Below are 25,254 nucleotides of genomic sequence, written 5' to 3'. Positions count from 1 at the left end.
ATCGTGTCCCCCACACGAGCTACCCCGCCGCCCGCAAGACTCCTCCCCCGCGTGACGACCGGCCCGCCGCCCGGTTCGTAGCCTCCTCACCATGGCAGCGTCAGAAGCAACCATCGAGGTCCGGGAGCTGCGCAAGCGCTTCGGTCCCGTCGCCGCCGTGGACGGCCTGTCGTTCACGGTCGTGCCCGGTCAGGTCACCGGGTTCGTCGGCCCCAACGGGGCCGGGAAGTCCACCACCATGCGCGTCGTCCTGGGCCTCGACGCCCCGGACGCGGGCAGCGCGCTCGTCGGGGGCCGCCCGTACGCGGCGCTGCGCCGCCCGCTGCAGCACGTCGGCGCCGCGCTCGACGCGGCGGCCGTGCACCCCAGCCGGCGCGGGCGCGACCACCTGCTGTGGCTGGCGCACTCGCACGGGCTGCCGCCGCGCCGCGTCGACGAGTTGCTGGAGCAGGTGGGTCTGGCATCGGCGGCGCGGCGGAGGGCCGGCGGCTACTCGCTGGGGATGCGCCAGCGCCTCGGCATCGCCGCCGCGCTCCTCGGCGACCCGCCGGTGCTGCTCTTCGACGAGCCGGTCAACGGCCTGGATCCGGAGGGTATCCGCTGGATACGCGGCTTTCTGCGCCGGCTGGCGGCGGAGGGCCGGGCGGTGCTCGTCTCCAGTCATCTGATGAGCGAACTGGAGGACACCGCGGACCACCTCGTGGTCATCGGACGCGGCCGGCTCGTTGCGGACATGCCGGTGGCCGAGGTGCTGGCGGCGGCGTCCGACAGCAGGGTCGCGCTGCGTACGGGGGCGCGGGAGCGGGCGATGACCGTGCTGGCGGCGGCTGGGGCGACGGTGGCGGCGACGGGCCGTGAGTCGCTGACGGTGTCGGGGCTGCCGGCGGAGCGGGTGGCGGAGCTGCTGGGCGCGGGGGCGGTGCCGTTCTCGGAACTGGCGGCGCACCGGGCGTCGCTGGAGGAGGCGTACATGGAGCTGACGCGCGGTGAGGCGGAGTTCGCCGCCGGCCCGGAGGGGGAGGGTCCGCTGTGAGTACGGGTATCGGTTCCGGTACGGAGACGGGCGCGGGTTCGGGGACGGGCGCGGGCGCGGGTTCGGGCGTAGGCGGCGGTTCGGGGGCGCGGGCGGGTGCCGGGGGTGTGGCTCCGTACCGCTCGAAGCTGCCGCCCGCGCGTGCCGGCTTCTGGCAGTTGCTGCGCGCCGAGTTCACAAAACTGCGCAGTGTCGACCGGTGGCTGCTCACGCTGCTCGCGGGCGTGGTCGTGACGGTACTGGTGTCGCTGGTGTCGGCGGGCGGCAGCGGGACGGCCACGTCCGACGACGGCGGCGGCTCCGGTACGGAAGCGGCGGCACGGGTCGCGGATTCGTTCCGCTTCGTGCACCGGCCGCTGGCCGGCGACGGCAGCGTGACGGCTCGGGTGACGGACCTGACGCTGGGCGAGGGCACGGACGCGCCCTGGGCGAAGGCCGGTGTGATCGTGAAGGCGGGTACGGAGCCGGGGAGTCCGTACGTGGCGCTGATGCGCACGGCCGGGCACGGGGTGCGGCTGCAGTACGGGTTCGAGCACGACGTCGCCGGCGGCGCCGTGGCCGGGGACGCTCCGGTGTGGCTGCGGCTGGTGCGCGAGGGCGACCGGCTGACCGGCTACGAGTCCGCCGACGGTGAACGCTGGCGCGAGGTCGGCAGCGTGCCCGCGGCCGGGCTGCCGGACACGGCGCGGGCGGGGCTGTTCGTGGCGGCGCCGGAGACGGTGCGGGTGGAGCGGTCGTTCGGGTCGCTGAGCATCGGAGCGGGGCCGAGTGCGGCGACGGGGGTTTTCGACAACGTACGCCTCGAAGGGGGCGGTTCCGGCGGCGCGGGGAGCATTGAGGGGCGTACGGACTGGCGGGACGAGGCCGTGGGGCCGGCGTCCGGACCGGCGGCGGGAAACGGACCGGCAGGCGGCACCGAGCGCGCCGGCGGCACGTTCACCGTCACCGGCTCCGGCGACATCGGCCCGCTCCCGCCGGCCGGGGACCTGACGTGGATGAGCCTGGCGGGGGCGCAGGTGGGGCTGATCGCGTTCGCGGCGCTGGGCGTGCTCTTCATCACCGCCGAGTACAAGCGCGGCATGATCCGTACGACGTTCACCGCCGGGCCGCGCCGCGGGCGGGTGCTGGCGGCGAAGGGCGCGGTGCTCGCGGCGGTCGCGTTCGCGGCGGGGCTGGTGGCCGCGGTGGCGTCGTTCCTGGTGGGGCAGCGGGCGTTGCGGGCGGGCGGGCACCGGCCGCCGCAGTTCCCGGAGGTGTCGCTGGCGGACGGTCCCGCGCTGCGGGCGGTGGTGGGCACGGGGCTGCTGCTGGCGCTGGTGGCGCTCTTCGCCCTGGGTCTCGGGGCGCTGCTGCGGCACACGGCGGCGGCGGTGACGATCGTGGTGGTGCTGTTCGTGCTGCCGCTGGTGCTGGGCGGTGGACTGCCGCTGGGGGCGGTGGAGTGGCTGTTCCGGGTGACGCCGGTGGCGGGATTCGGGGTGCAGAGCACGACGCCGCGGTACGAGCAGGTGGGGACGGTGTGCCTGCCGGAGGACGGGTGCATGCCGCAGGGGCCGTGGGCGGGGCTCGGGGTGCTCGCCGCGTGGGCGGCGGTGGCCCTGGCGCTGGCGGCGTGGCGGCTGCGGCGGCGCGATGCGTGAGGGAGGGCTCGGGCGGCGGGGGCGGCGGCATGGGCCCGGTGCGCGGGCGGTGTGCGGGGGCGTACGGGACACGGGGTACGCGGCGCGCGCGGAATGGACCAAGCTGCGTACGGTCCCCAGCACCTGGTGGCTCCTCCTCGCCGTCGCCGCCGTCACCGTGGCGGTCGGCGCGGGTGCGGTCAGCGGGCTGTCCACGGCGCACTGCCCGCCTGCCGGCTGCCGCGAGGACGTCGTGAGGACCAGCCTGGTGGGCGTCTGGGCCGGGCAGGCGGCGGTGGCGGTGCTCGCGTCGCTGGCGTTCACGGCGGAGTACGGCGCGGGTACGATCCGCACGACGTTCACCGCCGTACCCGGCCGGCTGCGGGTACTCGCCGCGAAGTCCGCGGTGGTCGGCGCCGCGGTGCTGGTCGCGGGCGGCGCGGGGGTGCTGGGCGCGCTGCTCGCGGGGCGGGCGCTGGTGCCGGCCGGCTTCACCGCGTACGACCCGGGGGCGGGGCCGGTGCTGCGGGCCGGCTTCGGGACGGCGCTGTACCTGGTGCTGGTCGCGCTGCTGGCGCTGGGCCTGGGCGCGGCGCTGCGCGACACGGCGGGTGCGGTCGCGGCGTGCCTGGGGGTGCTGTACGCGTCGCCGCTGGTCGCGGGGATGCTGTCGGATCCGGAGTGGGTCGAGCGGTTCCAGCGGTACGGGCCGGCGTCGGCGGGTCTCGCGGTGCAGTCGACGGTGGACACGGCGGAGTTGCCGATCGGACCGTGGGCGGGCCTGGGGGTACTGGCGGCGTGGTCGGCGGCGGCGCTGGCACTGGGCGCGGCGGTGCTGCACCGCAGGGACGCGTGAGACGGGACCGGCTCCGGACGCCCGGGACCCGGGCGTCGTCGGCCCCGGCCGCGCGCCCGGTTCACGAGTCCGGCGGCCCGGGGCGTGCGCGCCTGTGGCCCTGGCCGTACGGAGTCCATGGGCGCGTACGAGCCCGGCCGTCATCGACCCGTACGAGCCCGGCCGCCACCCCCACGTCACGCCCGCACCCCTCCAGGAACCCCGTCACCGCCTCCCCGAACTCCGCCGGCGCCGGCGGCCACGGCAGTGCCCGCCCCGGACGGCACCGCCCATCTCCGCACGCTGTCCCCGCCGTTGCCCGGCCCGGTCACCTCCCCCGCAGTGCCCGACCCAGCAGCCGCACCCCCTCGGTCACGGCGTCGGGGTGGCTCGCCGCGTAGCCGAGGACCAGGCCGGGCGGGCCGGTCCTGAGGCGGTGCCAGGAGAGGGGCTGCACCTTGACGCCGCAACTGAGCGCCGCCGCGGCCAGCTCCGTATCGGTCACCCCCGTCAACCCCGCATCGGCTCTCCCCGCCGGCCCCGCGCCGACCGCTTCCGCCGCCGTCTCCCCGCCCGCCCCGTCGAACGTCACCGTCAGATGCAGCCCGGCCGCCGCCCCGTGCACCACCGCGCCCGGCAGATGCTCCGCGATCGCCGCGATCATCGCGTCCCGCCGCCGCCGGTGCCGGCCCCGGAGCAGCCGCAGGTGCCGCTCCAGCTCCCCCGACTCCATCAGCCGCGCCAGCACGAGCTGCGGCAGCACCGCGTTGCCCAGGTCGGTGAAGCGCTTGGCGTTCACCAGCGCGTCCCGGTACCCCGGCGGCGGCACCACCCAGCCCACCCGCAGCGCAGGCGCCAGCAGCTTGGACACGCTGCCCATGTAGCAGACGCGCTCCGCGAGCATCGCCCGCAGCGCGGGCACCGGCGGCCGGTCATAGCGGTGCTCGGCGTCGTAGTCGTCCTCGAGCACGAGCCCGCCGCCGTCCTCCGCCCAGCGCAGCAACTCGCGGCGGCGCTCGCCGCTGAGCACCGCCCCGGTCGGGAACTGGTGCGCCGGGGTGAGCAGCACCGCACGCGCTCCGGTGGCGCGCAGCGCGTCGACACGTATGCCGTCGGCGTCGACCGGCACCGGGACGATGTCCAGCCCGCCGTTCTCCAGATGCTGGCGCGTGCCGAGCGAACCGGGGTCCTCCACCGCCACCGCCCCCACGCCGTCGGTGCGCAGCACCGGGTGGAGCAGGGTGAGCGCCTGGGCGGTGCCGGCGACGATGACGACGTCGTCGGGATCGGCACGGATGCCCCGGTTCCGGGCGAGCCAGCCGGCGACGGCCCGGCGCAGCGCGGGGGTGCCGTGCGGGTCGCCGTAGCCGAGGTCGGCGGCGGAGAGCTCGCCGAGGACGGCCCGCTCGGCGCGCAGCCACGCGGCGCGCGGGAACGCGGCGAGGTCCGGCAGCCCGGGGGTGAGGTCGATCGACGCCGGGGCGGCGCGGAGGACTTCGAACGCCTCGGGCCCGGGCGCGGCGGGAAACAACACGGCCGGCTGCTCCTGCCCGGCCGCCCGGGGGCCGGGCCCCTCGTCCACCGGGGCCGCGACCACCACCGTGCCCCCGCGCCGCCGCCCCTCGACGTGCCCGTCCTCCGTCAGCCGCCGGTACGCCTCCGTGACCACCCCGCGCGACACCCGCAGCTCCGCCGCCAGCACCCGCGTCGGCGGCAGCCGGCCGCCTACCGCCAGCCGGCCGTCCGCGATCGCCTCCCGCAGCCGCCACGCCAGCCAGTCCGCCATCCCGCCCGCCGGTGCGTCCCCGACGTCGAGCTGCAGGAAATCCGACCCGGACGCTTTGGACCTCTCAGAGGTCCATTTCTCCACCCCGTTCATGGAGCCATCGTGCCACGGCCCACTGACAACGGCCCCGCCGAAGCCCGCTGCCCCGGCTCAGACGGCGTTCTTCAGCCGGCGCCGCACGCCGCACTCGCCCCGTGCCCCACTCCGCGCCTCACTCCCCGAACACGAACTCCGGCTCCGCCGCCGTCAGCAGCGCCGCCTTCGGCGCCACGCCCCACAGCCGCTCCAGCTCCCCCTGAACCGCATCCGTCAACTTCGCCACATCCGCCGCGGCCGTCTCGTGCACGCCCTCAGCCACCACCAGCACCCGGCGCGTCGCCTCGCCGACCGCCGAATACCCGCTCTGCCGGTTCGTCCAGCGCCGCGCGTGCGCCCGCCCCGCCGAGTCGGCGAACGTCACCTCCCCCGCCGCCGGATGCTCGCTCCCGCCCCCGAACGTCGTGTACGTCTCGTCGCCCCGCGCCCGGCGCACCTCCAGCCACGGCTCCGCGATCCGGTCCACGTCCAGCACGGCGACCGGAATCGCATACGCCACGGAGACCGCGTTGCAGAGGTCCACCACCGGGTGGATCCGCGGCAGCGACCCCTCCCGCCGCAGCCGCCGCAGCAGCGACTCCGACGCGCACCGGTACTGCGTCGGCCGCAGCCCCAGCCGCGTGTACGTCCGCCGCCAGGCCCGTACCTCGGGGAACTCCCCCTCCGTGCCCGCCGCCAGCCGCTCCCGCGCGACGTCCGTGTACGCCGCGACCCGCGCCTCCAGCTCCGCCCCCGCCGCAGGACCGGGAGCCCCGCCGGCGGGCCCGACGGCGCCGCCGCCGAACTCCCCGTACAGCACCCCCGCCACCAGCTCCGGAAACTCCGCCCGCAGCTCCCGCGCATGCCCGAACCGCATCGTCACGCCACCGCCAGCTTCGCGCCCAGCCCCAGGAAGGACACCGCGAACACCCGCCGGATCCCCGCCATCACCCGCGGCCGCCCCAGCACGTGTCCCCGTACGGCCGCCGCGCACAGCCCGTACGCCACGAACACCGCGAACGTCATCCCCATGAACACCGCGCTCAGCCGCAGCATCGCCGCCACCGACCCCTCCTGGCCCGCGGGCACGAACTGCGGCAGGAAAGCCACGAAGAACATCGTCAGCTTCGGGTTGAGCACGTTGAGCAGCACGCCTGAGACGATCACCCGCCTCACCGGCTGCGGCCCGGCCGCCGCGGCGTCCTCGACGACGAGGGCCTCCTTGGCGCGCAGCGTCGACCACGCCATGTAGAGCAGGTACGCGACCCCCAGGTACTTCACCACCTCGAACGCCACGGCGCTGGCGTGCAGGAGCGCCGCCAGCCCGGTGACGGTCGCGACGACGTGCGGGACGGTGCCGAGCGTGCAGGCGAACGCGGCGACCACGCTCGCCCGCCGCCCGTGGGACAGCCCGGCGGCGAGCGTGTAGACCACGCCGGTGCCCGGCGTGACGACCACGACGAGCGTGGTCAGCAGGAAGGCGATGCTCAAGGAGGGCCTCCGGCGGTGACGATTGCGGCTACGGCGGAACGCCACCCAGCCTTGCCCACCGATGGCCTGTCAGGCAGAGCCAAAGAGGGCCGAGATCATGGGTCCATAACTAGGGCGCCCCTTCGGTCTCCACTTCGGTCTCCACCCCCGCCGCCACCATGTCGGCGAACGCCCGGGCCAGCGGCGACAGCGCCGCCCACCGCCGCACCGCCCACCCCGCCCACAGCGGCGGCAAGTCCGGTACGGGTACCAGCCGCACCCCCGGATGCCGCCCGTCCCGCCACCCCGGCAGCTCCGGTACGACGGCGTAGCCGAGCCCCAGCTCCGCCAGGAGGATCGCCGTGTCCCAGTCCGCGACCGACGTGTCGAACGCCGGCAGCCGCACCCCCGACTCCGCGAACCACGCCTCCAGATGCGCCCGCGAGCTGGAGTTCGCCGGCAGCCCGATGAGCCGCACCGCCGCCAGGTCCGCCGCCCCCACCGCCGACCGCTCCGCCAGCGGATCGCCCCCCCGTACGGCCAGCACCCACCGCAGCTCCGCCGCGCGCCGCAGCTCCACGCCCCGTACCGGCGCGGCGATCGTGATCCACGCCAGGTCGGCGCCGCCCGCGGCCAGCGCGGCGACGCAGCCGCGGCTGGAGTTCTCCGTCTGGAACTCCAGGCTGACCTGCGGATACCGCTCGCGGAACGCGACGACCGCCGCCGACATGAAGTGCCGTACGGTCGTCGCCCCCGTCGTCACCCGCACCGAGCCGCCGTCCCCGCGCGCCAGGTCGCGCAGCCGCCGCAGCGCATGGTCCACGCCGCCGATGCCCTCGGCGGCGGCGCCGCGCAGCAGCTCCCCGGCGTGCGTGGGCACCACGCCGCGCGGATGCCGCTCCACGAGGCTGAGGCCGACCTCCCGCTCCAGCCGCTTGACGTGCTGGCTGACGGCCGACTGCGTACAGCCCAGCTCCCGCGCCACCGCGCTCAGGCTCCCCGCCCGGCACACGGCGACGAACACCCGCAGGTCGTCCAGAGTCATGCGCGTCAAGTTAGCCCTTGGGGACGTGCAAGAACACCCGAGGATTGACTTGGAGGGACCGCCGCGCCCACGATGACCACGATCTTCGCTGTACGCACCATCCGGAACGGGCACCGCCCCGCACCCCGCCGGGAGCACCCCGCCGGAGCCGAACCAACGGAACGAGGACGCCGCCGTGGAACCGCTCGAAGCCGCCGCGCTCGCCGGCGCCGGACTCGCCGCCGGCGGCATGAACGCGGTCGTCGGCTCCGGCACCCTGATCACCTTCCCGACGCTCCTCGCCCTCGGCTACCCGCCGGTCCTCGCGAACGTCTCCAACACCGTCGGCCTCGTCCCCGGCGTCGTCGGCGCCGTGTACGGCTACCGGCGCGAGCTGCGCGGCCAGCGCCGCCGCATACTGCGCTTCGGCACCGCCTCCCTCGCCGGCGGCCTGGCCGGCGCGCTGCTGCTCCTGCAACTGCCCGCCGAGGCGTTCCAGGCCGTGGTCCCCGTGCTGATCCTCACGGCCTGCGCCCTGGTCCTCCTCCAGCCCGTCCTCAGCCGCCGGCTCGCGGAGCGCAGCGAGGACGACGACAAGGACGGCGGCACGCCGATGTGGTTCGGCGTCCTCGGTACGGGCGTCTACGGCGGCTACTTCGGGGCCGCCCAGGGCGTCATCCTCATGGGCCTGTTCGGCACCTTCGTCCGCGACGACCTCCAGCGCCTCAACGCCGTCAAGAACGTCCTCGCCGCCCTCGTCAACGCGGTCGCGTCGATCGTCTTCATCATCGTCACCGACGTGGACTGGACGGCGGCCGGCATCATCGCCATCGGCTCCACACTCGGCGGCTTCCTCGGCGCCCACCTGGGCCGCAAGCTCACCCCGGCCCTGATGCGCACGATCATCGTCACCGTCGGGACCACCGCCGCCCTCACGATGATCATCCGCTGACGACGGGGCCGCCGCTGCCCGGAGGCCACGGGGGCGAAACCCAGCCGGTAAGCGCCTAGCCGAAGAGCCGGTCCAGCACCGTCGCGATGCCGTCCTCGTCGTTCGACCCCGTCACCTCGTCCGCCACCGCGAGCAGCTCCGGGTGCGCTCCCGCCATCGCCACCCCGTGACCGGCCCAGCGGAACATCGGTATGTCGTTGGGCATGTCCCCGAAGGCGATCGTCTCCGCGCCCATCACCCCGAGGCGGCGGGCCGCGAGCGACAGACCCGTGGCCTTGTTCAGCCCGTGGGGCAGCATCTCGACGGTGTCGGCGCCGGCCAGCACCACCTCGACGAGGCCGCCGACCGTGTCGCGGGCCGCGGCCGTCAGCGCGTCGTCGTCCAGCTCCGGGTGCTGGATGTAGAGCTTGCCGATCGGCTGGGCCCACAGCTCGGCGCGCTCCGCCACCCGGCGGACCGGCAGGTCCTCCCGGGCCACCGCGCGGAAGCCGGGGCCGAAGAGCACCTCGCCCGCGAGCCCGTCCGCGCTGGCGGCCACCGCGACCTCGCCGACCTCGGCCTCCAGCTTCGCCACCGCGTCGGCGGCGAGGCGCCGGTCGAGGGTCACGGAGGTCAGCAGCCGGTGCGCGCCCGCGTCGTACACCTGCGCGCCCTGGCCGCAGACCGCCAGACCCTCGTAGCCCAGCCCGTCCAGTATGTGCCGGGTCCAGGCCACGGCGCGGCCGGTGACGACGATGTGCGCGGCGCCCCGGGCGCACGCCGCCTCGATCGCCGCGCGCGTGCGCGGCGAGACCGTCTCGTCGCTGCGCAGCAGCGTGCCGTCGAGGTCGGTGGCGACGAGCCGGTACGGAAGCGCGTCGCTCATTTCGCGACCGGCTCCAGCAGCTCGCGCCCGCCCAGGTACGGCCGCAGCACCTCCGGCACCACCACCGAGCCGTCCGGCTGCTGGTGCGTCTCCAGGATCGCCACGATCGTCCGGGGCACCGCGCACAGCGTCCCGTTCAGCGTCGCCAGCGGGCGGGCCGCCTTCTTCTGGCCCTGTCCGTCGCGCATCCGCACCGACAGCCGCCGCGCCTGGAACTCCCCGCAGTTCGACGTCGACGTCAGCTCGCGGTACTTGCCCTGCGTCGGAATCCACGCCTCGCAGTCGTACTTCCGCGCCGCCGACGCGCCCAGATCGCCCGAGGCCACGTCGATCACCCGGTACGCCAGGCCGAGCGCCGACAGCCACTGCTTCTCCCAGTCCAGCAGCCGCGCGTGCTCCGCCTCCGCGTCCTCCGGGGCCACGTACGAGAACATCTCGACCTTGTCGAACTGGTGCACCCGGATGATGCCGCGGGTGTCCTTGCCGTGCGAGCCCGCTTCGCGGCGGAAGCAGGGCGAGAATCCCGCGTAGCGCAGGGGCAGCCGGTCGGCCTCGATGATCTCGTCCATGTGGTACGCCGCGAGCGTGACCTCCGAGGTGCCGACGAGGTAGAAGTCGTCGCGCTCCAGGTAGTACACGTCCTCGGCGGCCTGGCCGAGGAAGCCCGTTCCCTCCATGGCGCGCGGCTTGACCAGCGCGGGCGTGAGCATCGGGGTGAAGCCGGCGGCGGTGGCCTGGGCGATCGCCGCGTTCACCAGCGCCAGCTCCAGCAGGGCGCCGACGCCCGTCAGGTAGTAGAACCGCGAGCCGGAGACCTTCGCGGCGCGCTCGGTGTCGATGGCGCCGAGGATGCGGCCCAGCTCCAGATGGTCGCGCGGCTCGAAGCCCTCGGCGGCGAAGTCGCGCGGGGTGCCGACGGTCTCCAGCAGCGCGAAGTCGTCCTCGCCGCCCACGGGCACGTCGGGATGCACCACGTTCGCCAGGCGCAGCAGCAGGGCCTGCGTCTCGGCCGCGGCCTCGTCCTGCGCGGCGTCGGCGGCCTTGACGGCGGCGGACAGCTCGCCGGTGCGCCGCAGCAGTTCCTGCTTCTCCTCGCCCTGCGCGCGCGGGATCAGCTTGCCGAGCTGCTTCTGCTCGGCCCGCAGCTCGTCGAAGCGCGTACTGGACGACCTGCGCCGCTCGTCGGCGGAGAGCAGCGCGTCGACCAGGGCGACGTCCTCTCCACGGGCGCGCTGCGACGCGCGCACTCGGTCGGGGTCCTCACGGAGCAGGCGAAGGTCAATCACGCGAGCCAGGTTACCGGGGTACGCGGACCGGCTCGACGCCGATTTCCACCCCTGTGGATTTCTCGGCGCTTTGCGGTGAATAGCCGGTTTCGAGGCCGCTGCTTCCCGGTGCATGGAGAAAAGGTGCGGAAACGTCTATTCTGGACATAAAGGCAACGTACACCCGCGGTGCGCGCGGCAGTTGAGGAATCCTTTTCCACAGGTGGCCGGGGATCCCCCAAGTTATCCACAGGCAAGGGAGGTGGGCTGTGGAAGTAGGGGAAGATCGTTCCGCCAGGCCGGTGCTGGCGCAGGAATTCCCCGATACGTCCCCGGCTACACACCCTTTGGAGCGGAATTGCCTACCGCCTTAGAGTGGATCAAGGGAATTGCCGTGACGAGTAACCATCTGAGCAGTTGGACGCCGGAAATCAGTCACTAGACAGATTTGTCGACATTGCCCGTCCGGGCTCCGGAGTTATACACAGCCGACATCGACAACCTGTGGATAACTTTGCGAACTGTGCACAGACCCCAGGTCAGGCCCGGCCGTCCAGACACCGCGTCAGCCAGTCGGACGCCTCCGCGAAGGCCGTGTCAGACGTCCCCGCCCGCAGCGGCTGCACGTCCGCCGGCGACAGCCCCGCGCGCGGGTACGAACCGAGGAACCGCACCCGCGGGCAGATCCGCTTCAGCCCCATCATCGCCTCGCCCACCCGGCGGTCGGTGATGTGCCCCTCGCAGTCCACCGAGAAGCAGTACCGCCCGATGCCCTCGCCCGTCGGGCGCGACTCGATGCGCAGCAGGTTGACGCCGCGCACCGCGTACTCCTGGAGCAGCTCCATCAGCGCGCCTGGGTGGTCGTCGCCGAGCCAGATCACGACCGACGTCTTGTCCGCGCCCGTCGGCGCCGCCGGCCGCGCCGGGCGGCCGACGAGGACGAACCGTGTCTCCGCGTTCTCCGCGTCGTGGATGTCGGAGACCAGCGGCTCCAGCCCGTACACCGACGCCGCGAACTCGCCCGCGAACGCCCCGTCCACCCGCCCCTCCTGCACCTGCCGCGCGCCGTCCGCGTTCGACGCCGACGACTCCCACACCGCGTCCGGCAGGTGCCCCGCCAGCCAGCGCCGCACCTGCGGCTGCGCCACCGGGTGCCCGGTGACGGTCTTGATGTCCGCCAGCTTCGTCCCCGGCCGCACCAGCAGCGCGAACGCGATCGGCAGCAGCACCTCGCGGTAGATCATCAGCGGCTCGCCGAGCGCCAGCTCGTCGAGCGTGGCGGTCACACCGCCCTCCACCGAGTTCTCGATCGGCACCAGCGCCCCCGCGGCACCCCCGCCGCGCACCGAGTCCAGCACCGCCGGCACCGAGACCATCGGCACCAGCTCGCGCGTCGCCGCCTCCGGGAGGGTGCGCAGCGCGGCCTCGGTGAAGGTGCCCTCGGGGCCGAGATAGGTGAAGCGGCTGGCGGACATGGGGGCGGCTCCTCGTGGGCGGTCGGCGAGACGGCCAGCGTACCCACGGGCGCGGGGCGCCGGGTGCCGGTCCGGGGAACGGACGATCATGGAGCGGGCCCGGCGCGGAAGCCGGCTGCCCGTGCCGTACGGGCCGGGCGTGCCTGCCCGTACGGACCGGGCCCTGCCCGTACGGGACCGGGCCCTGCCCGTAAGGAGCGGGCGCCCCTGCCGTACGCCCCTTACCGGGCCCCGCTCAGCCCTCCAGCAGCCGCTGCCCCACGTACTCGCCCTCCGCCGCCCCGCCCGGCACCGCGAACAGCCCGCTCGCCTCGTGCCGCAGGAAGCGCGACAGCCCGTCGCCCCGGTCGAGCTTGCGCTGCACCGGCACGAACCCCTTCAACGGATCCGCCTGCCAGGCGACGAACAGCAGCCCGGCGTCGGGCACCGGTCCGTCCTTCGTGTCCAGATAGCCGTCGTGGTACGAGAACGAGCGGCGCAGCATCGTCGCCCCGCCGTTCGACTCCGGCGCCGCCACCCGTACGTGCGCGTCCCCCGCGATGGCGAGGGAGCCGTCCGCGAGTTGTTTGTTCATGTCGACAGGCGTCGTCTCCTCCCCGCCCGACAGCGGGGCACCGTCCGACTTGCGGCGCCCGATGACGCGCTCCTGCCGCTCCAGCGACAGGTGGTCCCAGGTGTCGAGCAGCATCCGGATCCGGCGGAACACGGCGTACGAGCCGCCCGCCAGCCACTCCTGCCCGCCGCCCGCGGACGCGGGCACGAAGACGTGCTCGTCGAAGTCCGGGTCCTCGGGCTTCGGGTTGTTGGTGCCGTCGACCTGCCCCATCAGGTTGCGGGCCGTACGCGGTCTGTCGGTGGCCCCGGGGGTGCGGTTGAAGCCGCTCATCTGCCAGCGCAGCACCGCCGCGTCGCCCGCCCGGCGCTGGAGCGTGCGCAGCGCGTCGAACGCCACCAGGGCGTCGTCCGCGCCGATCTGCAGCCACAGGTCGCCGTCGCTGCGCCGCGCGTCCAGCGCGTCGGCGGAGAACGGCGGCAGCGGGGCGAGCCCGTCCGGACGCCGGCCGGTCAGTCCCGTGCGGTCGAAGAACGTGCCCCCGAAGCCGAACGTCACGGTCAGCGCCGCGGGCCCGGCGTCCAGCGCGCTGCCGGTGCCGGCCGCCGCCCCCTTGCCCTCGCTCAGCTCGCGGGCCGTCGCCGACCACCGCTTGAGCAGCGCCGCCGCCTCCTTGCGCCCCGCGCCCGGTGCCAGGTCGAAGGCGGCGAAGTGGCCCGCGGCCTGCAGCGGGGTGGTGATGCCCGCCTGGTGCGTGCCGTGGAACGGCACCCCGGTCGCGCCGATCGACGTCAGCGGCGCGGGGGGCGCGTCCCGCAGCGCCTCGGCGGCGGCCGCGCCGGAGGCGCCGCCGGCGAGGAGCCCCGCCGCCCCGGCGGCCCCCGCCGCGCCGACGAGGCGGCGGCGGGAGACCGGGTGCCGGGGGGCTTCTGCCGTCTCTGACTCCGGTGCGGTACGGGTGGAACGTGTCGAACTCACGGGATCGTCAACTTCTTCTCTTCTGTCACCTGGTCGATGGGCGAGGTGCGCACGGTGATACGGAGTGTCCACTCCCCGGGCATCGGGAGCTGCACGCCGGTGGCGGCCCAGTGCCCGTTCTCGACGGGGGTGGGCGTGACGTCCAGCGGGCCGACGTTCTTCTCCTCCAGGGTGAAGGAGAGTCGTACCTCGGGGACGTTGAGGAGCTGGTTGTTGGCGTCCGTGAGGTAGACGTGCAGTTGGTTGTCGCCGGTACGACCCGGGTCCACGGTGATCTCCGCGGTCCCCGTGCCGCCCTGCCCGCCCGTGTCGTACGGGATCTTCACCTTCACCGGCCCCACCGGCTGCCGCTGCGCCGACTCGGCCGCGGCCTGCTCGGTCTCGGCCCTGCCGGGCTGGGTGCCCGTCAGGAGCGTCACGACGGAGAGTAGGACGACGGCGAGGACGGTCTCGACGAAGACCGACTGGCGCAGTCCCCGGCGCACGGGGTCGGAGTCGCGCTCCTTGCGCGCGCGGGTCGCGTCGACGGCGGCCCGCTGGCGGGCGAGCTGCGCGGCACGGTCGGGGTCGTCGTCCGCGCGGGACCCGGCGTCGCCGCCGTCCCCGGCATCGGCCCCTGGCCCGTCGCCGGAGGCGTCGTCATCCGGTTCGCAGCCGGAGCCGGAGCCGGAGCCGGAACCCGCGCCGGAGCCCTGGGCCGGCACCGAGACGCCGTCAGACGCCCCGCCGGGGGCTATCGCCGTGCCGGAACTCCCCGTACCGCCCGCCTCCGCGGTGGCGCCGGCGGGCACGAGATGCGCCTCCGCCGGCTCGCCCTCCCCCTCCGCGCGCGCCGTGAGCCCCGAACCCGCCAGCCGGTGCGTCCAGCGCCGCGACGTCCAGCCCGCGGTGACGAGCACCGCGACCAGCCCCAGCTTCACCAGCAGCAACTGCCCGTACGAGGTGTCCGTCAGCGCGCCCCAGCTCCCCAGCCCGCGCCACGCCTGGTACAGCCCCGTCGCGGCGAGCAACGACACCGACGTCAGCGCAAGCCGCGAGAAGCGGCGTATGACGTACGACGGGACCCGCGGCCCGAGGCGCAGGCTCAGTGCCAGCGAGGCGAGGCCGCCGAGCCAGACGGCGACGGCCAGCAGGTGCAGCATCGTCATCGGCACGGCCAGCCACGGCTGGATGCCGGTGGAGGCGTGCTCGGCCATGCCCCACGTCGCGGCGAGGCCGACGGCGACCACGCCGCCGCCGAGCCCGAGGCCGATGGCCAGGTCGCGGCTGCGCGCGGCGTCGTCGCCGTCGCCGTCGGCGGCGGGCTCGGCCTGCCCGGTTGCCGGCTCGGCGGCGTCCGGCCCCGTACCCGTACCGGAACCCTCACCGGCATCCGCATCCGCATCCGCATCCGCGCCCGCGTCCGCTTTCGCCTCCGCGCGCGCGCCCTTCGCGCCGGGCGCGGTCTCGCGCCCGTACACCCCGAACAGCACCGCCAGCACCACCGCCGCCGCGCCCAGCAGCAGCAGCCGCGACAGCAGCGCCGTGCCCGGCCGCGTCTCCAGCACATCGCGCAGCGAGTCGAGCCCGAAGTCCGCGCCCGTGTACGGCCCGCGCAGCAGCAGCAGCGCCACGGTGGCGGCGAACAGCAGCGCCCAGCCTCCGGTCGCCACCCGGCGCACGACCCGGTTGCGCCCGCCGCACACGCCCGCGAACACGGCGCCGCCGACGAGCAGCACGAAGCCCGCGTACGCCATGTAGCGCCCGGTGTCGTAGAGCGCCTTGGCGCTGCCGTTGTCCTCGCCCGCCTCGGACACCGTCACCGTCGTCTTCGACGGCTTGCCCACGGAGAACGTGAAGGCGCCGGAGATCGGGTGGCTGTCGGCGGACACGGTCTTCCAGACCACGGTGAACGTGCCGTCCGGCAGCCCGGGGCGCAGCGCGGTCGTCGCCGTCTTGGTGTTGCCGTCGGCGTGGGCGGCGCCGCCCTTGGTGACGTCGTTGCCGTCGGGGTCGAGGACGCGGATGGCGTCGTCGGCCAACTGGACGCCCTCGGAGAAGTCGAGTGTGACGGCCTGCGGCGCCTCCTGGACGACCGAGCCCTCGGCGGGGTCGGTGCCGGTGAGCGCGGCGTGCGCCGCGGCGGGGGTGGCGCCGGGCACGAGGACGCACAGCACGGCGGCGACCGCAGCGCACAGCGCCCCGAGCGCACGCCTGCGATGCGCGCCCCTGCGGTGCATCGACCGCCGGCGGATCGGTGCACGAAGGGCTCGGTGGAGCTGTCCGGTTGGTGTCATGACACGCCTCTCACTCCGCGGGGCGGTACGTCGTCGGCTGCACCGGCACCTCGACCTCGATCGGCTCCGACTCGGCGAAGTGCAGCACGAAGGACACCTTCTCGCCAACCTCCGGTCGGCGATCCAGCCTCTCCAGCATCAGGTGGGCGCCGCCGCGGGCGAGGGTCAGCTCGCCGCCCGCGGGCACGTCGAAGCCGTCGACGGCGCGCATCCGCTCGCCTTCCGTGGTGTGCAGGGTGACGTCGTCGGCGAGGTCGGTGCTGACGGCGGTGAGCCGGTCGTCGGCCGCGCCGTCGTTGCGTACGGTCAGATAGCCGGCGGCGAGGTCCTTCATCACCGGCTGCGGTACGAAGCCGGGCTCGGCGCGCAGCCGGGGCCCGGAGCCGGGTCCTGCGGCACCGCCGCCGTCGCCGGACTCCGCCTTCGTCCGCGTACCGGAGTCGTCACCCGAACACGCGGCCAGGCCGAGGGCGAGGGACAGGGCGGCAGCAGTAACTACTGATGCCCGGTGCCCGCGCCTCACGGGTTCTGCCCCTTCACCAGCTTCGGCATGTCCTTCGCGTACTGATCGGCCGTCACCCCGGCCAGATACAGCACGTGCGCCTTGTCGTCCTTCGGCGAGTACGCCAGCACCTCCGCGCCGTGGCTGACGGTGATGCTGCCGTCCTTCTCCTTCACCGGCTTCTCCAGATGCACGCCCACGCTCCGCGCGGCGTCCTTCACCGCGGCGAAGTCGCCGGTGAGGCCGATGAAGTCCTTGTCCTGGGCGTCGAGCCACTTGCCCATCCGCTTCGGGGTGTCCCGCTCGGGGTCGGTGCTGACCATGACGACCTGGAGTTCGTCCTGCTCGGCGCGGGGCAGCTTCTGCTTGGCGATGGCGATGTCGCTCATCGTCGTGGGGCAGACGTCGGGGCAGTTGGTGTAGCCGAAGAAGAGGAGGGTGGGCTTGCCCGCCGTCTCGGCGACGAGGTCGTACTCCTCGCCCTCCGTGTCGGTGAGGACGAGCTTTGGTTTCTCCTTCGGGGTGTCGAGGACGACACCCGGTTTGCTGCCGCCGGAGATCTCCACGGCGGGTTTGGCGCCGTCGTCGTCGGAGCCGGAGCCGCAGGCGGTGAGGGTGAGGGCCGCGGCGGCGGCGAGGGCCGCGGCGGCGTAGGCGGTGGTCGTACGGGTTGTGCGCATGCTGTGTGTTTCCTCGGGGCTCGCGGGTGGCCCGCCCGGTGCTGCCGGCCGGGCCACCCCTTGCGTATACGTGCCGGGTGCGGGTCGCGCCTACTGCGCCGCGGACGAGCCGCCCGCGCCGCCGCCGCTGCCCGCGCCGCGCCGCGACAGCACGCCGAACGCGACGCCGCCGGCGCCGAGCACGATGCCGACGATGCCCAGCGTGCGGGCCATGGTGTCGGAGGAGCCGTCGTCGTCGGCGGCGCTGTCCTCGGTGCCCTCGCCCTCGGCGGCGGCGGGTTCCGCGTCGTCGCCGTTCCCGGCGTCGTCGGCGTCGTCGTCATCTGCGCCGCCGTGGCCGCCGTCCTCCGCGGGCGTCAGGGCCAGCACGGGCGCCGGGCTCTCCGGCTCCTCCGCGCCCTCCCCGGGGACCTCGATCCAGCGGACGACCTCGTCGTTGTCGTACGTCTGGACCGCCTTGAACACCAACTGGTCGGCGTCCTCGGGCAGCGCGCCCACGGAGACCGGGAACCGCTGGAACGTCCCCGGCTCGACCTTCCCGCCGGACCACGTGACCTTGCTGACCGCCTCGGTGATCTTCTCGCCGTGCGACTCGATGGGGGTGTCGAGCTCGGCCTGCTCCACCTTCACGTCCCAGCCGGGCACGGGCTCGGGCATGACGGACGTCAGCGGGTGGTCGGTCGGCAGGGTGACCTCCAGCTTGATCGTGGAGGCGTTGTCGCGCTCGTTGGGCACCTTGAAGCTGACGGTGGCGTACCCGCCCTGCTCCGCCTCGCCGGGGTCGACGCTGACGTGCGCGGCGGCCGGCCCGGCGAGGATCAGGACGGTGCCGGCGGCGACGGCGGTGCTGACGGACATTCGCCGCATACGGGATGACTTCATGACTGACACACTCCGGTGGGTGTGGATGGATTGGGGGTTGGCGCGCGTGCGGCAGCGGCGCGACCACCCGCTCACCCGAAGCCCTGCGCCCGCGTTCGCCCGTGTCACAGGGGGCGTGCGGCGCGTGGGCCGTAAGCCGGAAGGGGTGCCGTCGCGTCAGGCCGCGAGGGCGAAGGCCGGGGGCCCGCGGCGTACGACGGTGTGCTGCAGTTCGCGTACGGTACGGGCGCTCCGCTCGTCGTACGCGGTCGCCGCCCCGGGGCGCGCGGCCGGGCGGCCCGCGCCGTCGAACCCGGCGTCGAGGGCCCGCCGGTAGCGCACGGCGGCCCGCAGCGGGGCGAGGCCGGCGCCGGTGGCGAGGTGCAGCAGGGTCGTGATGGCCGCGTCGCCGCGGCGCAGCAGCCACCCGGCGGTGAGGGCGGCGAGGAGGTGGCCCAGGACCATCGGCAGGGAGTACGTGGACAGGTCGAACGCGGCGCCGAGTCCTTCGCCGATCCCGCCGCCGTGCGCGGGGTGCGCGGCGTCCGTACCGCTGCCCGTGCCGGCGTCCGGGTCGAGCCCGGCGTTGGTGACGATCTCCCGGGCGCGGCCCTCGGTGAGGTTCATCGCGGCGTCGTTGCAGAGCAGCCGCCGGGCGAGATCGACGGCGGCACTGCCGCCCTCGCCCCCGGAGCCGCCCGCGTGCGCACCGCCGTGGCCCCCGGCGGCGGCGCCGACGGCGCAGTGCTGCCCGAGTCCGAAGACCCCGTGCAGCCCGATCTGCCCCACCGCCAGCAGTGCCGCGATCCCGGGCAGCGACCGCTCCCGCCCGGCCAGCGGCACGGCCACCGCGAACACCAGCGCCGCGGCGATGCCGAGCGTCCACAGCGGCACCGTCTCGTTCGAGGCCAGCACGTGCCCGCCCGCGGACAGCACGACGCAGACCGCGGTGAACACCGCGGCCCGCAGAAGGCGCAGCTCCACGGTGGCGGGAGCGGGAGGGGCAGCCATGGCGGGCGCCATCATCTCACCGCGCGCCCGTACGGACCCCGCCGGGGCGGCGATCGGCCGGACCCGGGCCAGGACATCTCCCACCCCGAAAGGCGGAAGAAACCCCTCCGCCGAATGAGGGTTCTCACGCAACTCGCGTGCTTACGGTGCCGACACAAGGGTTATACGTACCGTATGTCGGGGTGGCGGCCAGGAGGCTGAACGCATGAGCATGTGGTGGTCCCTGCGACTGCGCCGGGAGGCGGCCAGCGTTCCGCTCGCCCGCCGCCTGCTGGTCGGCGTGATGGAGACGGCCGGGGTGGACCCGGACGTCGCCTTCGACCTCTCCCTCGCCCTCACCGAAGCCTGCGCCAACGCCGTCGAACACGGCGGCGCGGCCCCCGGCGAGGACTACCGCGTCACCGCCTGCTTCGACGGCGACCGCTGCCACATCGAGGTCATCGACTCCGGCCCCGGCTTCGCCACCCCCGACCCGGCCCCCGGCTCCCCCGCCCCTTCCCCGCCCCTGACCGACACGGGCGCGGAGGGCGGCCGCGGCCTGTTCCTCATCGCGGAGCTGAGCGACCACGTCGACATCCGCGACCGCCCGGGCCGGGGAGCGGTGGTGAGCTTCGACAAGATTCTCAAATGGCGCGAGGACGCGCCGCTGCAGGCGGCGTGACTGACAGGCTGTCGCTCTGACCTGCTATTTCAGCCGGATCGGGTCGTGAAATCTGGGGCTTCGGGGCGCCGTGAACGACCCGGAATCAGGCCGCCAGGGCACATTGAGGGCACAGGTGTGCGTGATCTTGCTTCGCTGTGCCCCCGCCCGGTGGCGATGCGAAGGCCGCGTCGATGGCCTGGCGGGTGCGGGCCTCGCTCTGCGGCATGAGATGGGTGTACGTCCGGAGGGTGAAGCCCGGATCGGAGTGCCCGAGGTACTCGGACAGAGCCTTGATGCTCTCCCCGGCGTCGAGGAGCACGGAGGCGTAGGCGTGACGCAGAGCGTGCATGCCGTCCTCCGGCGCCGCGGCGTAGCGCGGTGAGCCCTTCTCCCGCGGCGGTATGACGCCGGCCGCGGCGAGGGCCGCCTTCCAGTCGTACTGGTTGAAGACGCTGCGGTGGTACGCCTTGCCCTCGTCCGTGGTGAAGAGCAGCCGGTACGTACGCTCCTCGCCATCCGGGACCCGCCACGGCAGGGCGACCCGCCGCGGCGGGAACTCCTTGATGTGCTCCTTCAGCACCTTGGTCAACTCGTCCGGCAGCGGGATCGAGCGCAGTCTCTCGCCCTTGGGCAGCGCGAAGACCATCGTCGACCGAACCAGCTTGACCTGCCGGTTCACGTGCAGCAGTCGACGCTTGAAGTCGATGTCTTCCACCGCGATGCCGAAGACCTCGCCCTGTCGCAGCCCGCAGCCGAAGGTCAGCTTGCCGCCCGCCCGGAAACGCTCGGGCAGGCCGGCGATGACGGCGTGCACCGATCGACGCTCCATGGGATGACCTTCTTCTTGGGTCGTGTGGGCACCTTGACCGAGCTGGACTTGCACGGATTCTTGACGATCAGCCCGTCCTCGACCGCGGAGTCGAGGATCGCGGTCAGGATGGAGTGCACCCAACTGATCGTGGACGCTTCCAGATCAGCATCCTGGAGCGTCTTCAGCCATCCCTGGATCAGCGACGGCTGCATGATCGATCGCAACTGGCGCCCGCCGAGGTGCGGCTTGATGTGGTTGCGCACCACGCCTTCATACAGGTCGACCGTGCCCATGCCCGCCGTCGCCGCTTGGAGCCACTGCTCCGCGTACGTGGCGAGGGTGACTTTCCCGGCGTTCGGGTCCACGAAGGTGCCACGCTGCAACTCGGTCTCGACCGAGGCCGCGCGGGCTTCGGCCCTCGCCTTGATCTCGAAGTTCTCTTTGCGCTGGTGGCCATTCAGGTCGCGATAGCGGACCTGCCAGCGCTTGCCTGTGCCGTGATCCTTGGTGGGCACCAGACGCCGGGTGCGGCTCTTGTGCTTGCCGCACTCCTCGTCGTCCTTCTTCGGGTGGGATTTGTGCCAGCGGTCGTAGACGTCAGCCATCGAGAAGAACCTCCTTGAGGTCGTCCAGAAGGTGGATGAGTTCGGTCTTGGTCAGACGGCCGAGCGGCGTCGGGGCTGACGCATCACCTCCCTTCGCGACGAGGTGGTCGGTGCGCCGGCCTTCGGGGCGGGTGCGGATGGCGTGGTCGAGCGCGCTGTCGTCCTCGCGCGGGAGCAGGGTGCGGATGCCGTCGGCCCAGTCCCAGGCGTCCGCAGTGGTGACCTCGCCGGCGCCGGTGACGGTGGTGGTGGTCTCGTCGGCGACCGGGGGCAGCAGCAGGGTGGCGGGGGAGACACCGAGGGCGATGGCAATGGCGACGAGGTCGTCGACGTCGCAGCGGCGGTCACCACGCTCGATCTTGCTCAGCGCGGTTGAGGGGATGGGGCGGCCCAAGTCGGTCAGGCGCTCGGCGAGTTCACGCTGGGAGATGCCCAGCAGGGAGCGGATGCGTTCGATGTTGGTGGCGGTCTGACGGCCGGTAGGGCCGATCTCCACGGGGCGGGTGGCCATGACCGCGATGTTGACCTAGTGCACGGCGCTTGGGCAAGTCCCGGTCCATGCCTTCGGGGCGTGGGCTGGCGGCGCCACGCGGCGGCGCGCCGGGCAACATAGACGGCGATCGCCGGTTAGGCAAACCGGCGTTTCTGCGGATCATTTGAGGAGTCGCCTTACACCAGTCGACGTCGTTTGGAGGTGTTACATGGTTTCCGCGACAATGCCGCTGGATGTGTCCCCGATCGTGTGGCACTCTTCGTGCCCCGCGGCGTCGCCTAGTCATGATGGAGAGTGTTGGATGCGTTCATCCCGTACCGCCCAGTCCGCTGACGTGACATCCCGTACCGCCTCGTCCAGCTCCGAGCGCAGCCCGCTGGCCTCCCCGGAGGAGCTGTCCGCCTACCTCGGCATCCCGCTCGGCACCCTCTACTCCTGGAACCACCGCGGTATCGGCCCGAAGGCCACCAAGGTCGGCCGCCACCTGCGCTACCGCTGGCAGGAGGTGGAGGCATGGCTCGACGCCCAGACGACGGATCACGACGTGGCCTGACCACGGGTACGAAGCGGCCCCCGGTGCGTCAACACCAGGGGCCGAAGACACCTCAAGAAACCGCCCTGTAAGCGATCTGCCACACGGTGAGGGTCGGGTTGCAGCCCGGCCCTCGCCGGAGAGGACTGTCTATGGACCCACAGACTAGGGCTTCCTCCGCCCCCGGTGCATCCCCACCCGCAGCCGATCGGCCGGGGCAGCATCTACTCGATGCGGCTGCGGCCAGCAACCACCGGCAGAGCCACGTGGCGCCCATGTCCCGCAAGGAGAAGCGACAGCATGTGCGCGCCCAGGCGCTGACTGAGCGAGCGGCGGCTAATGCGCGCCGTGCGGCAGCCCAGCAGCCCGATTCCGCCGAACCGTCCGGGGCCGCGTCAGCGGCCGGCGACGGGCCACGACTGGGAGACGCAGATGAGCCGGAGGACCGAGAACCTGCCGAGGCCGACGACCCCAGGACCGCGGCGGTCCCGGCCGACGAGAGCCCGGCGTCGCTGACCGCCTCCGGGGAAGGAAGCGCTCGCGAAAGCGCAGATGAGCCAGCGCAGAACGGAGACGAGGTACTGGCCGAGCTGCGGTCGGTGATCGCGAAGTTCGTGGTGCTGCCCGATGAGCAGGCACTGACCGCGGTCACCCTGTGGGTGGCGGCCACCCACCTACAGCCCGTCTGGCAGCACGCTCCCCGCCTCGCGGTGGTCGGCCCGGCCAAACGGTGCGGCAAGTCCCGCCTGCTGGACGTGATCACCGAGACGGTTCACGACCCCGTCATCACGGTCAACGCCTCCCCGGCAGCGATCTTCCGCTCCATTGGCGAGAAGGAGCCGCCGACCCTTCTGGTTGACGAGGCGGACACACTCTTCGGCACGCTGAAGATGGCCGAGAAGAACGAGGAGCTACGCGGCCTGCTCAACGCCGGACACCAGCGCAACCGCCCCACCCTGCGCGCGAGCGGCCCGGAGAACGGGGTACAGAAGTTCGCCACCTTCGCCATGGCGGCTCTCGCCGGGATCGGCGATCTGCCGGACACCATCATGGACCGCGCGGTGGTGATCCGGATGCGACGCCGGGGGCAGGGCGAGAAGGTCTCCGACTTCCGCTCCAGCCGCGACATCCCGCCCCTGCACCAATTGCGCGGACACCTGGCCCGATGGATGCACGCCCAGCGCAAGGACGCAGCCTCGTACGCTCCGACGATGCCGGTGGCCGACCGGGCGGCGGACACCTGGGAGCCCCTGGTCGCGGTGGCCGACCTCGCCGGTGGACCGTGGCCCACCCTGGCCCGTAGCGCGTGCAAGACGATGTGCGAACGGGAGGCCGGACGGGATGAGGACAGCGGACTGAAGACCCGCATCCTGCTCGACATCCGCGCCGCCTTCGCACAGCACGACGACCCCGAGGCGCTGTCGACCGCCACCCTGCTCCGCACCCTGAAAGCCGACCCCGAGGCGCCCTGGGCGGAGTACGGCACGAGCGGGCTGAGCCCGCGCGGACTGCAACTGCTGCTGCGGGACTACGGCATCTCCTCCGCCAACCGTCGCTTCCGCGACGGAAGCCAGGCCAAGGGCTTCACCCGAGCCCAGTTCGTCGACGCCTGGGACCGCTACACCCCCACCTCACCCCAGCCCGGGCAGGAACCGACGGCCGCCACCGAGCCGATCCCGATCGTCCGGCAACCTGCTCCGCCGCCACCGCCCGCCCTGCTGCCACGACCACCCGCACCGCCGCCGAAGCCGACGGGAGGAGCGGGATCGGCGCGCGGCCGGTAGGCCCGCTTCTGGCCGCGGCCCTGCACCCGTAGCCACTCGTCCCACCCGTCCCTGCGCAGCTCACACCGGGGCCGGGTGGCGTGGCCGGGACGAGTCAACCCGTCCCGCGTCTATCACCCGTACCACGCTGACCAGCCGTGCAACGAGTGGGACGAGTGGGACGGCATACGGCCCACATGCTCTCTCCAGCCACCTCACATCGTCGGCACCAGCCGCCCGCCTTACCCGTGGAGTCCTGCTTTGATGACCGAAGCCCAGCTCGCCGCTACCCACTTCGTGCCCGGCAGCGTCGCCATCCGGCTCAGCGTGGCCGCCCTTGGCGCCATCGGCTTCGCCCTGTCGTACGACGCCCTGCGCCAGATGGCCGTCGCCGTCCACATCGCCGGGCCGCTGACCTACCTTTTCCCCCTCCTCATCGACGGCTTCATCGCGATCGGCGTCTGCGCACTGATCATCCTGCGCACCGCCCCGACCCGGGCTCGTCTGTACGTATGGGCACTGGTCGGCACCGCCACGGCCACCAGCATCTGGGCCAACGCTCTGCATGCCGTACGCCTGAACCAACTCCCCACCGGCCAGCGCGGCCTGCAACTCGGGGACCTTCCGGTGGGGCTGCTCTCCGCGGTCGCCCCGCTCGCCCTCGCCGGAGCCGTACACCTCTACATCCACATCGCCCGCCACAGCCGCACCGCCCACCCGAACGAAACTTCCGCGCAGCACCCGTCGGATCCCGCCGCATCCAACGCAACTCCGCGCACGGGCTCGGCCCCCTCCGAGCACGCGAACCAAACCACAGGCGCCCCGACAGCGCCCAACACCGGCCACCCCGATAAGCCAGCCCTTCCGCCCTCCGATCAGGCGCGACAGCGCCGCACGGGCCGCCCACCGGGGGCCGACCTCGACCGGCTCCTGAAGATCGCCCGCAACGCAGTCGCCAGCCAAGGCAAGGTCTCCCGCTCGGTGGTCGAAACCGCCATCCGCGCCGAAGGGCTGCCCCTCGGCGGCGAATGCCTCACCGAGATCATGAAGATCGTGCGCGCCGAGGCCGACACCCCTTCCGACCACCTCGTCGGTTGACCTCCGCCTGCCCATCGCCGAACCGACCAGGGACGACCGGAGCCGTTGC

22 protein-coding genes and 1 pseudogene are annotated in these 25,254 nt (G+C 73.6%); 8 read left to right on the top strand and 15 right to left on the bottom strand.

What is annotated here, in order from left to right:
• The first annotated feature begins 91 nt into the window (after positions 1–91).
• From FB457_RS20375 to FB457_RS20365, 3 genes are all read left to right on the top strand, one after another.
• Complete coding sequence (locus FB457_RS20375; RefSeq protein WP_047016736.1) at positions 92–1,033, top strand: ABC transporter ATP-binding protein; 942 nt, start codon at positions 92–94, stop codon at positions 1,031–1,033.
• Positions 1,034–1,140: 107 nt separating this feature from the next.
• Positions 1,141–2,673: a DUF1349 domain-containing protein gene (locus FB457_RS20370; protein ID WP_145782733.1), complete on the top strand. Its 1,533-nt coding sequence runs from the start codon at positions 1,141–1,143 to the stop codon at positions 2,671–2,673.
• The gene (locus FB457_RS20365; RefSeq protein WP_047016734.1) at positions 2,666–3,508 is read left to right on the top strand and encodes an ABC transporter permease subunit; all 843 of its coding nucleotides are present in this window, start codon (positions 2,666–2,668) and stop codon (positions 3,506–3,508) included. Before FB457_RS20370 ends, FB457_RS20365 begins: the two co-directional genes overlap by 8 nt.
• A gap of 307 nt (positions 3,509–3,815) precedes the next feature.
• Here FB457_RS20365 and pdxR read toward each other — a convergent pair whose 3' ends face one another.
• The 4 genes from pdxR to FB457_RS20345 all read right to left on the bottom strand — a co-directional run bounded on the left by pdxR (position 3,816) and on the right by FB457_RS20345 (position 7,863).
• Positions 3,816–5,366, bottom strand: a complete 1,551-nt coding sequence (gene pdxR, locus FB457_RS20360; RefSeq protein ID WP_047016733.1) for a MocR-like pyridoxine biosynthesis transcription factor PdxR — start codon at positions 5,364–5,366, stop codon at positions 3,816–3,818.
• A gap of 118 nt (positions 5,367–5,484) precedes the next feature.
• The gene (locus FB457_RS20355; RefSeq protein WP_047016732.1) at positions 5,485–6,225 is read right to left on the bottom strand and encodes a B3/B4 domain-containing protein; all 741 of its coding nucleotides are present in this window, start codon (positions 6,223–6,225) and stop codon (positions 5,485–5,487) included.
• Between the two features lie 2 nt (positions 6,226–6,227).
• Positions 6,228–6,839 (bottom strand): LysE family translocator, encoded by a 612-nt coding sequence (locus FB457_RS20350; protein ID WP_047016731.1) that lies wholly within the window; start codon positions 6,837–6,839, stop codon positions 6,228–6,230.
• Between the two features lie 109 nt (positions 6,840–6,948).
• Positions 6,949–7,863: a LysR family transcriptional regulator gene (locus tag FB457_RS20345; RefSeq protein ID WP_145782731.1), complete on the bottom strand. Its 915-nt coding sequence runs from the start codon at positions 7,861–7,863 to the stop codon at positions 6,949–6,951.
• A gap of 175 nt (positions 7,864–8,038) precedes the next feature.
• Between FB457_RS20345 and FB457_RS20340 the strand changes: the two genes are divergently transcribed.
• A complete protein-coding gene (locus FB457_RS20340) occupies positions 8,039–8,794 on the top strand; it encodes a sulfite exporter TauE/SafE family protein (protein WP_145782729.1) in 756 nt (251 codons plus the stop codon).
• Between the two features lie 55 nt (positions 8,795–8,849).
• On the opposite strand, the gene FB457_RS20335 is transcribed toward FB457_RS20340, so the two are convergent.
• From FB457_RS20335 to FB457_RS20295, 9 genes are all read right to left on the bottom strand, one after another.
• Positions 8,850–9,659 carry an HAD family hydrolase gene (locus FB457_RS20335; RefSeq protein WP_047016728.1) on the bottom strand — a complete coding sequence of 270 codons (810 nt, stop codon included), beginning with the start codon at positions 9,657–9,659 and terminating at the stop codon, positions 8,850–8,852.
• Positions 9,656–10,945, bottom strand: a complete 1,290-nt coding sequence (gene serS / locus FB457_RS20330) for a serine--tRNA ligase (protein ID WP_078898321.1) — start codon at positions 10,943–10,945, stop codon at positions 9,656–9,658. Before serS ends, FB457_RS20335 begins: the two co-directional genes overlap by 4 nt.
• A gap of 518 nt (positions 10,946–11,463) precedes the next feature.
• Positions 11,464–12,399, bottom strand: a complete 936-nt coding sequence (gene pheA, locus FB457_RS20325) for a prephenate dehydratase (RefSeq protein ID WP_047016726.1) — start codon at positions 12,397–12,399, stop codon at positions 11,464–11,466.
• A gap of 235 nt (positions 12,400–12,634) precedes the next feature.
• Positions 12,635–13,930: an iron uptake transporter deferrochelatase/peroxidase subunit gene (gene efeB / locus FB457_RS20320; RefSeq protein WP_145782727.1), complete on the bottom strand. Its 1,296-nt coding sequence runs from the start codon at positions 13,928–13,930 to the stop codon at positions 12,635–12,637.
• A complete protein-coding gene (locus tag FB457_RS20315; protein ID WP_145782725.1) occupies positions 13,927–16,206 on the bottom strand; it encodes a copper resistance protein CopC/CopD in 2,280 nt (759 codons plus the stop codon). Before FB457_RS20315 ends, efeB begins: the two co-directional genes overlap by 4 nt.
• A gap of 10 nt (positions 16,207–16,216) precedes the next feature.
• A complete protein-coding gene (locus FB457_RS20310; RefSeq protein ID WP_145782723.1) occupies positions 16,217–16,729 on the bottom strand; it encodes a copper chaperone PCu(A)C in 513 nt (170 codons plus the stop codon).
• Entirely contained in the window at positions 16,726–17,388 is a 663-nt protein-coding gene (locus tag FB457_RS20305) for an SCO family protein (protein WP_145782721.1), read from the bottom strand. The genes FB457_RS20310 and FB457_RS20305 overlap by 4 nt, the downstream gene beginning before the upstream one ends.
• Before the next feature lie 90 nt (positions 17,389–17,478).
• Positions 17,479–18,255, bottom strand: coding sequence for a YcnI family protein (locus FB457_RS20300; RefSeq protein ID WP_145782830.1), 777 nt, complete (start codon positions 18,253–18,255; stop codon positions 17,479–17,481).
• A 171-nt stretch (positions 18,256–18,426) separates the two neighbouring features.
• Positions 18,427–19,332 carry a hypothetical protein gene (locus tag FB457_RS20295; protein ID WP_052770624.1) on the bottom strand — a complete coding sequence of 302 codons (906 nt, stop codon included), beginning with the start codon at positions 19,330–19,332 and terminating at the stop codon, positions 18,427–18,429.
• 133 nt (positions 19,333–19,465) lie between these two features.
• Between FB457_RS20295 and FB457_RS20290 the strand changes: the two genes are divergently transcribed.
• Positions 19,466–19,921 (top strand): ATP-binding protein, encoded by a 456-nt coding sequence (locus FB457_RS20290; protein WP_047016721.1) that lies wholly within the window; start codon positions 19,466–19,468, stop codon positions 19,919–19,921.
• Positions 19,922–20,006: 85 nt separating this feature from the next.
• On the opposite strand, the pseudogene FB457_RS20285 reads toward FB457_RS20290, so the two are convergent.
• Positions 20,007–21,319 (bottom strand): annotated as a pseudogene (locus tag FB457_RS20285) (tyrosine-type recombinase/integrase).
• Positions 21,312–21,830, bottom strand: coding sequence for a helix-turn-helix domain-containing protein (locus tag FB457_RS20280; protein WP_145782719.1), 519 nt, complete (start codon positions 21,828–21,830; stop codon positions 21,312–21,314). The pseudogene FB457_RS20285 and the gene FB457_RS20280 overlap by 8 nt, the downstream one beginning before the upstream one ends.
• 283 nt (positions 21,831–22,113) lie before the next feature.
• On the opposite strand from FB457_RS20280, the gene FB457_RS20275 reads away from it, so the two are divergent.
• From FB457_RS20275 to FB457_RS20265, 3 genes are all read left to right on the top strand, one after another.
• Positions 22,114–22,365 carry a helix-turn-helix domain-containing protein gene (locus FB457_RS20275; RefSeq protein ID WP_145782717.1) on the top strand — a complete coding sequence of 84 codons (252 nt, stop codon included), beginning with the start codon at positions 22,114–22,116 and terminating at the stop codon, positions 22,363–22,365.
• A gap of 254 nt (positions 22,366–22,619) precedes the next feature.
• Positions 22,620–24,128 carry a DUF3631 domain-containing protein gene (locus tag FB457_RS20270; RefSeq protein ID WP_145782715.1) on the top strand — a complete coding sequence of 503 codons (1,509 nt, stop codon included), beginning with the start codon at positions 22,620–22,622 and terminating at the stop codon, positions 24,126–24,128.
• A 243-nt stretch (positions 24,129–24,371) separates the two neighbouring features.
• The gene (locus FB457_RS20265; protein WP_145782713.1) at positions 24,372–25,205 is read left to right on the top strand and encodes a DUF2637 domain-containing protein; all 834 of its coding nucleotides are present in this window, start codon (positions 24,372–24,374) and stop codon (positions 25,203–25,205) included.
• Positions 25,206–25,254 lie beyond the last annotated feature (49 nt).

The sequence above is a fragment of the Streptomyces sp. CNZ287 genome (assembly GCF_007827615.1).
This window is presented reverse-complemented; position numbering and strand designations above follow the sequence as displayed.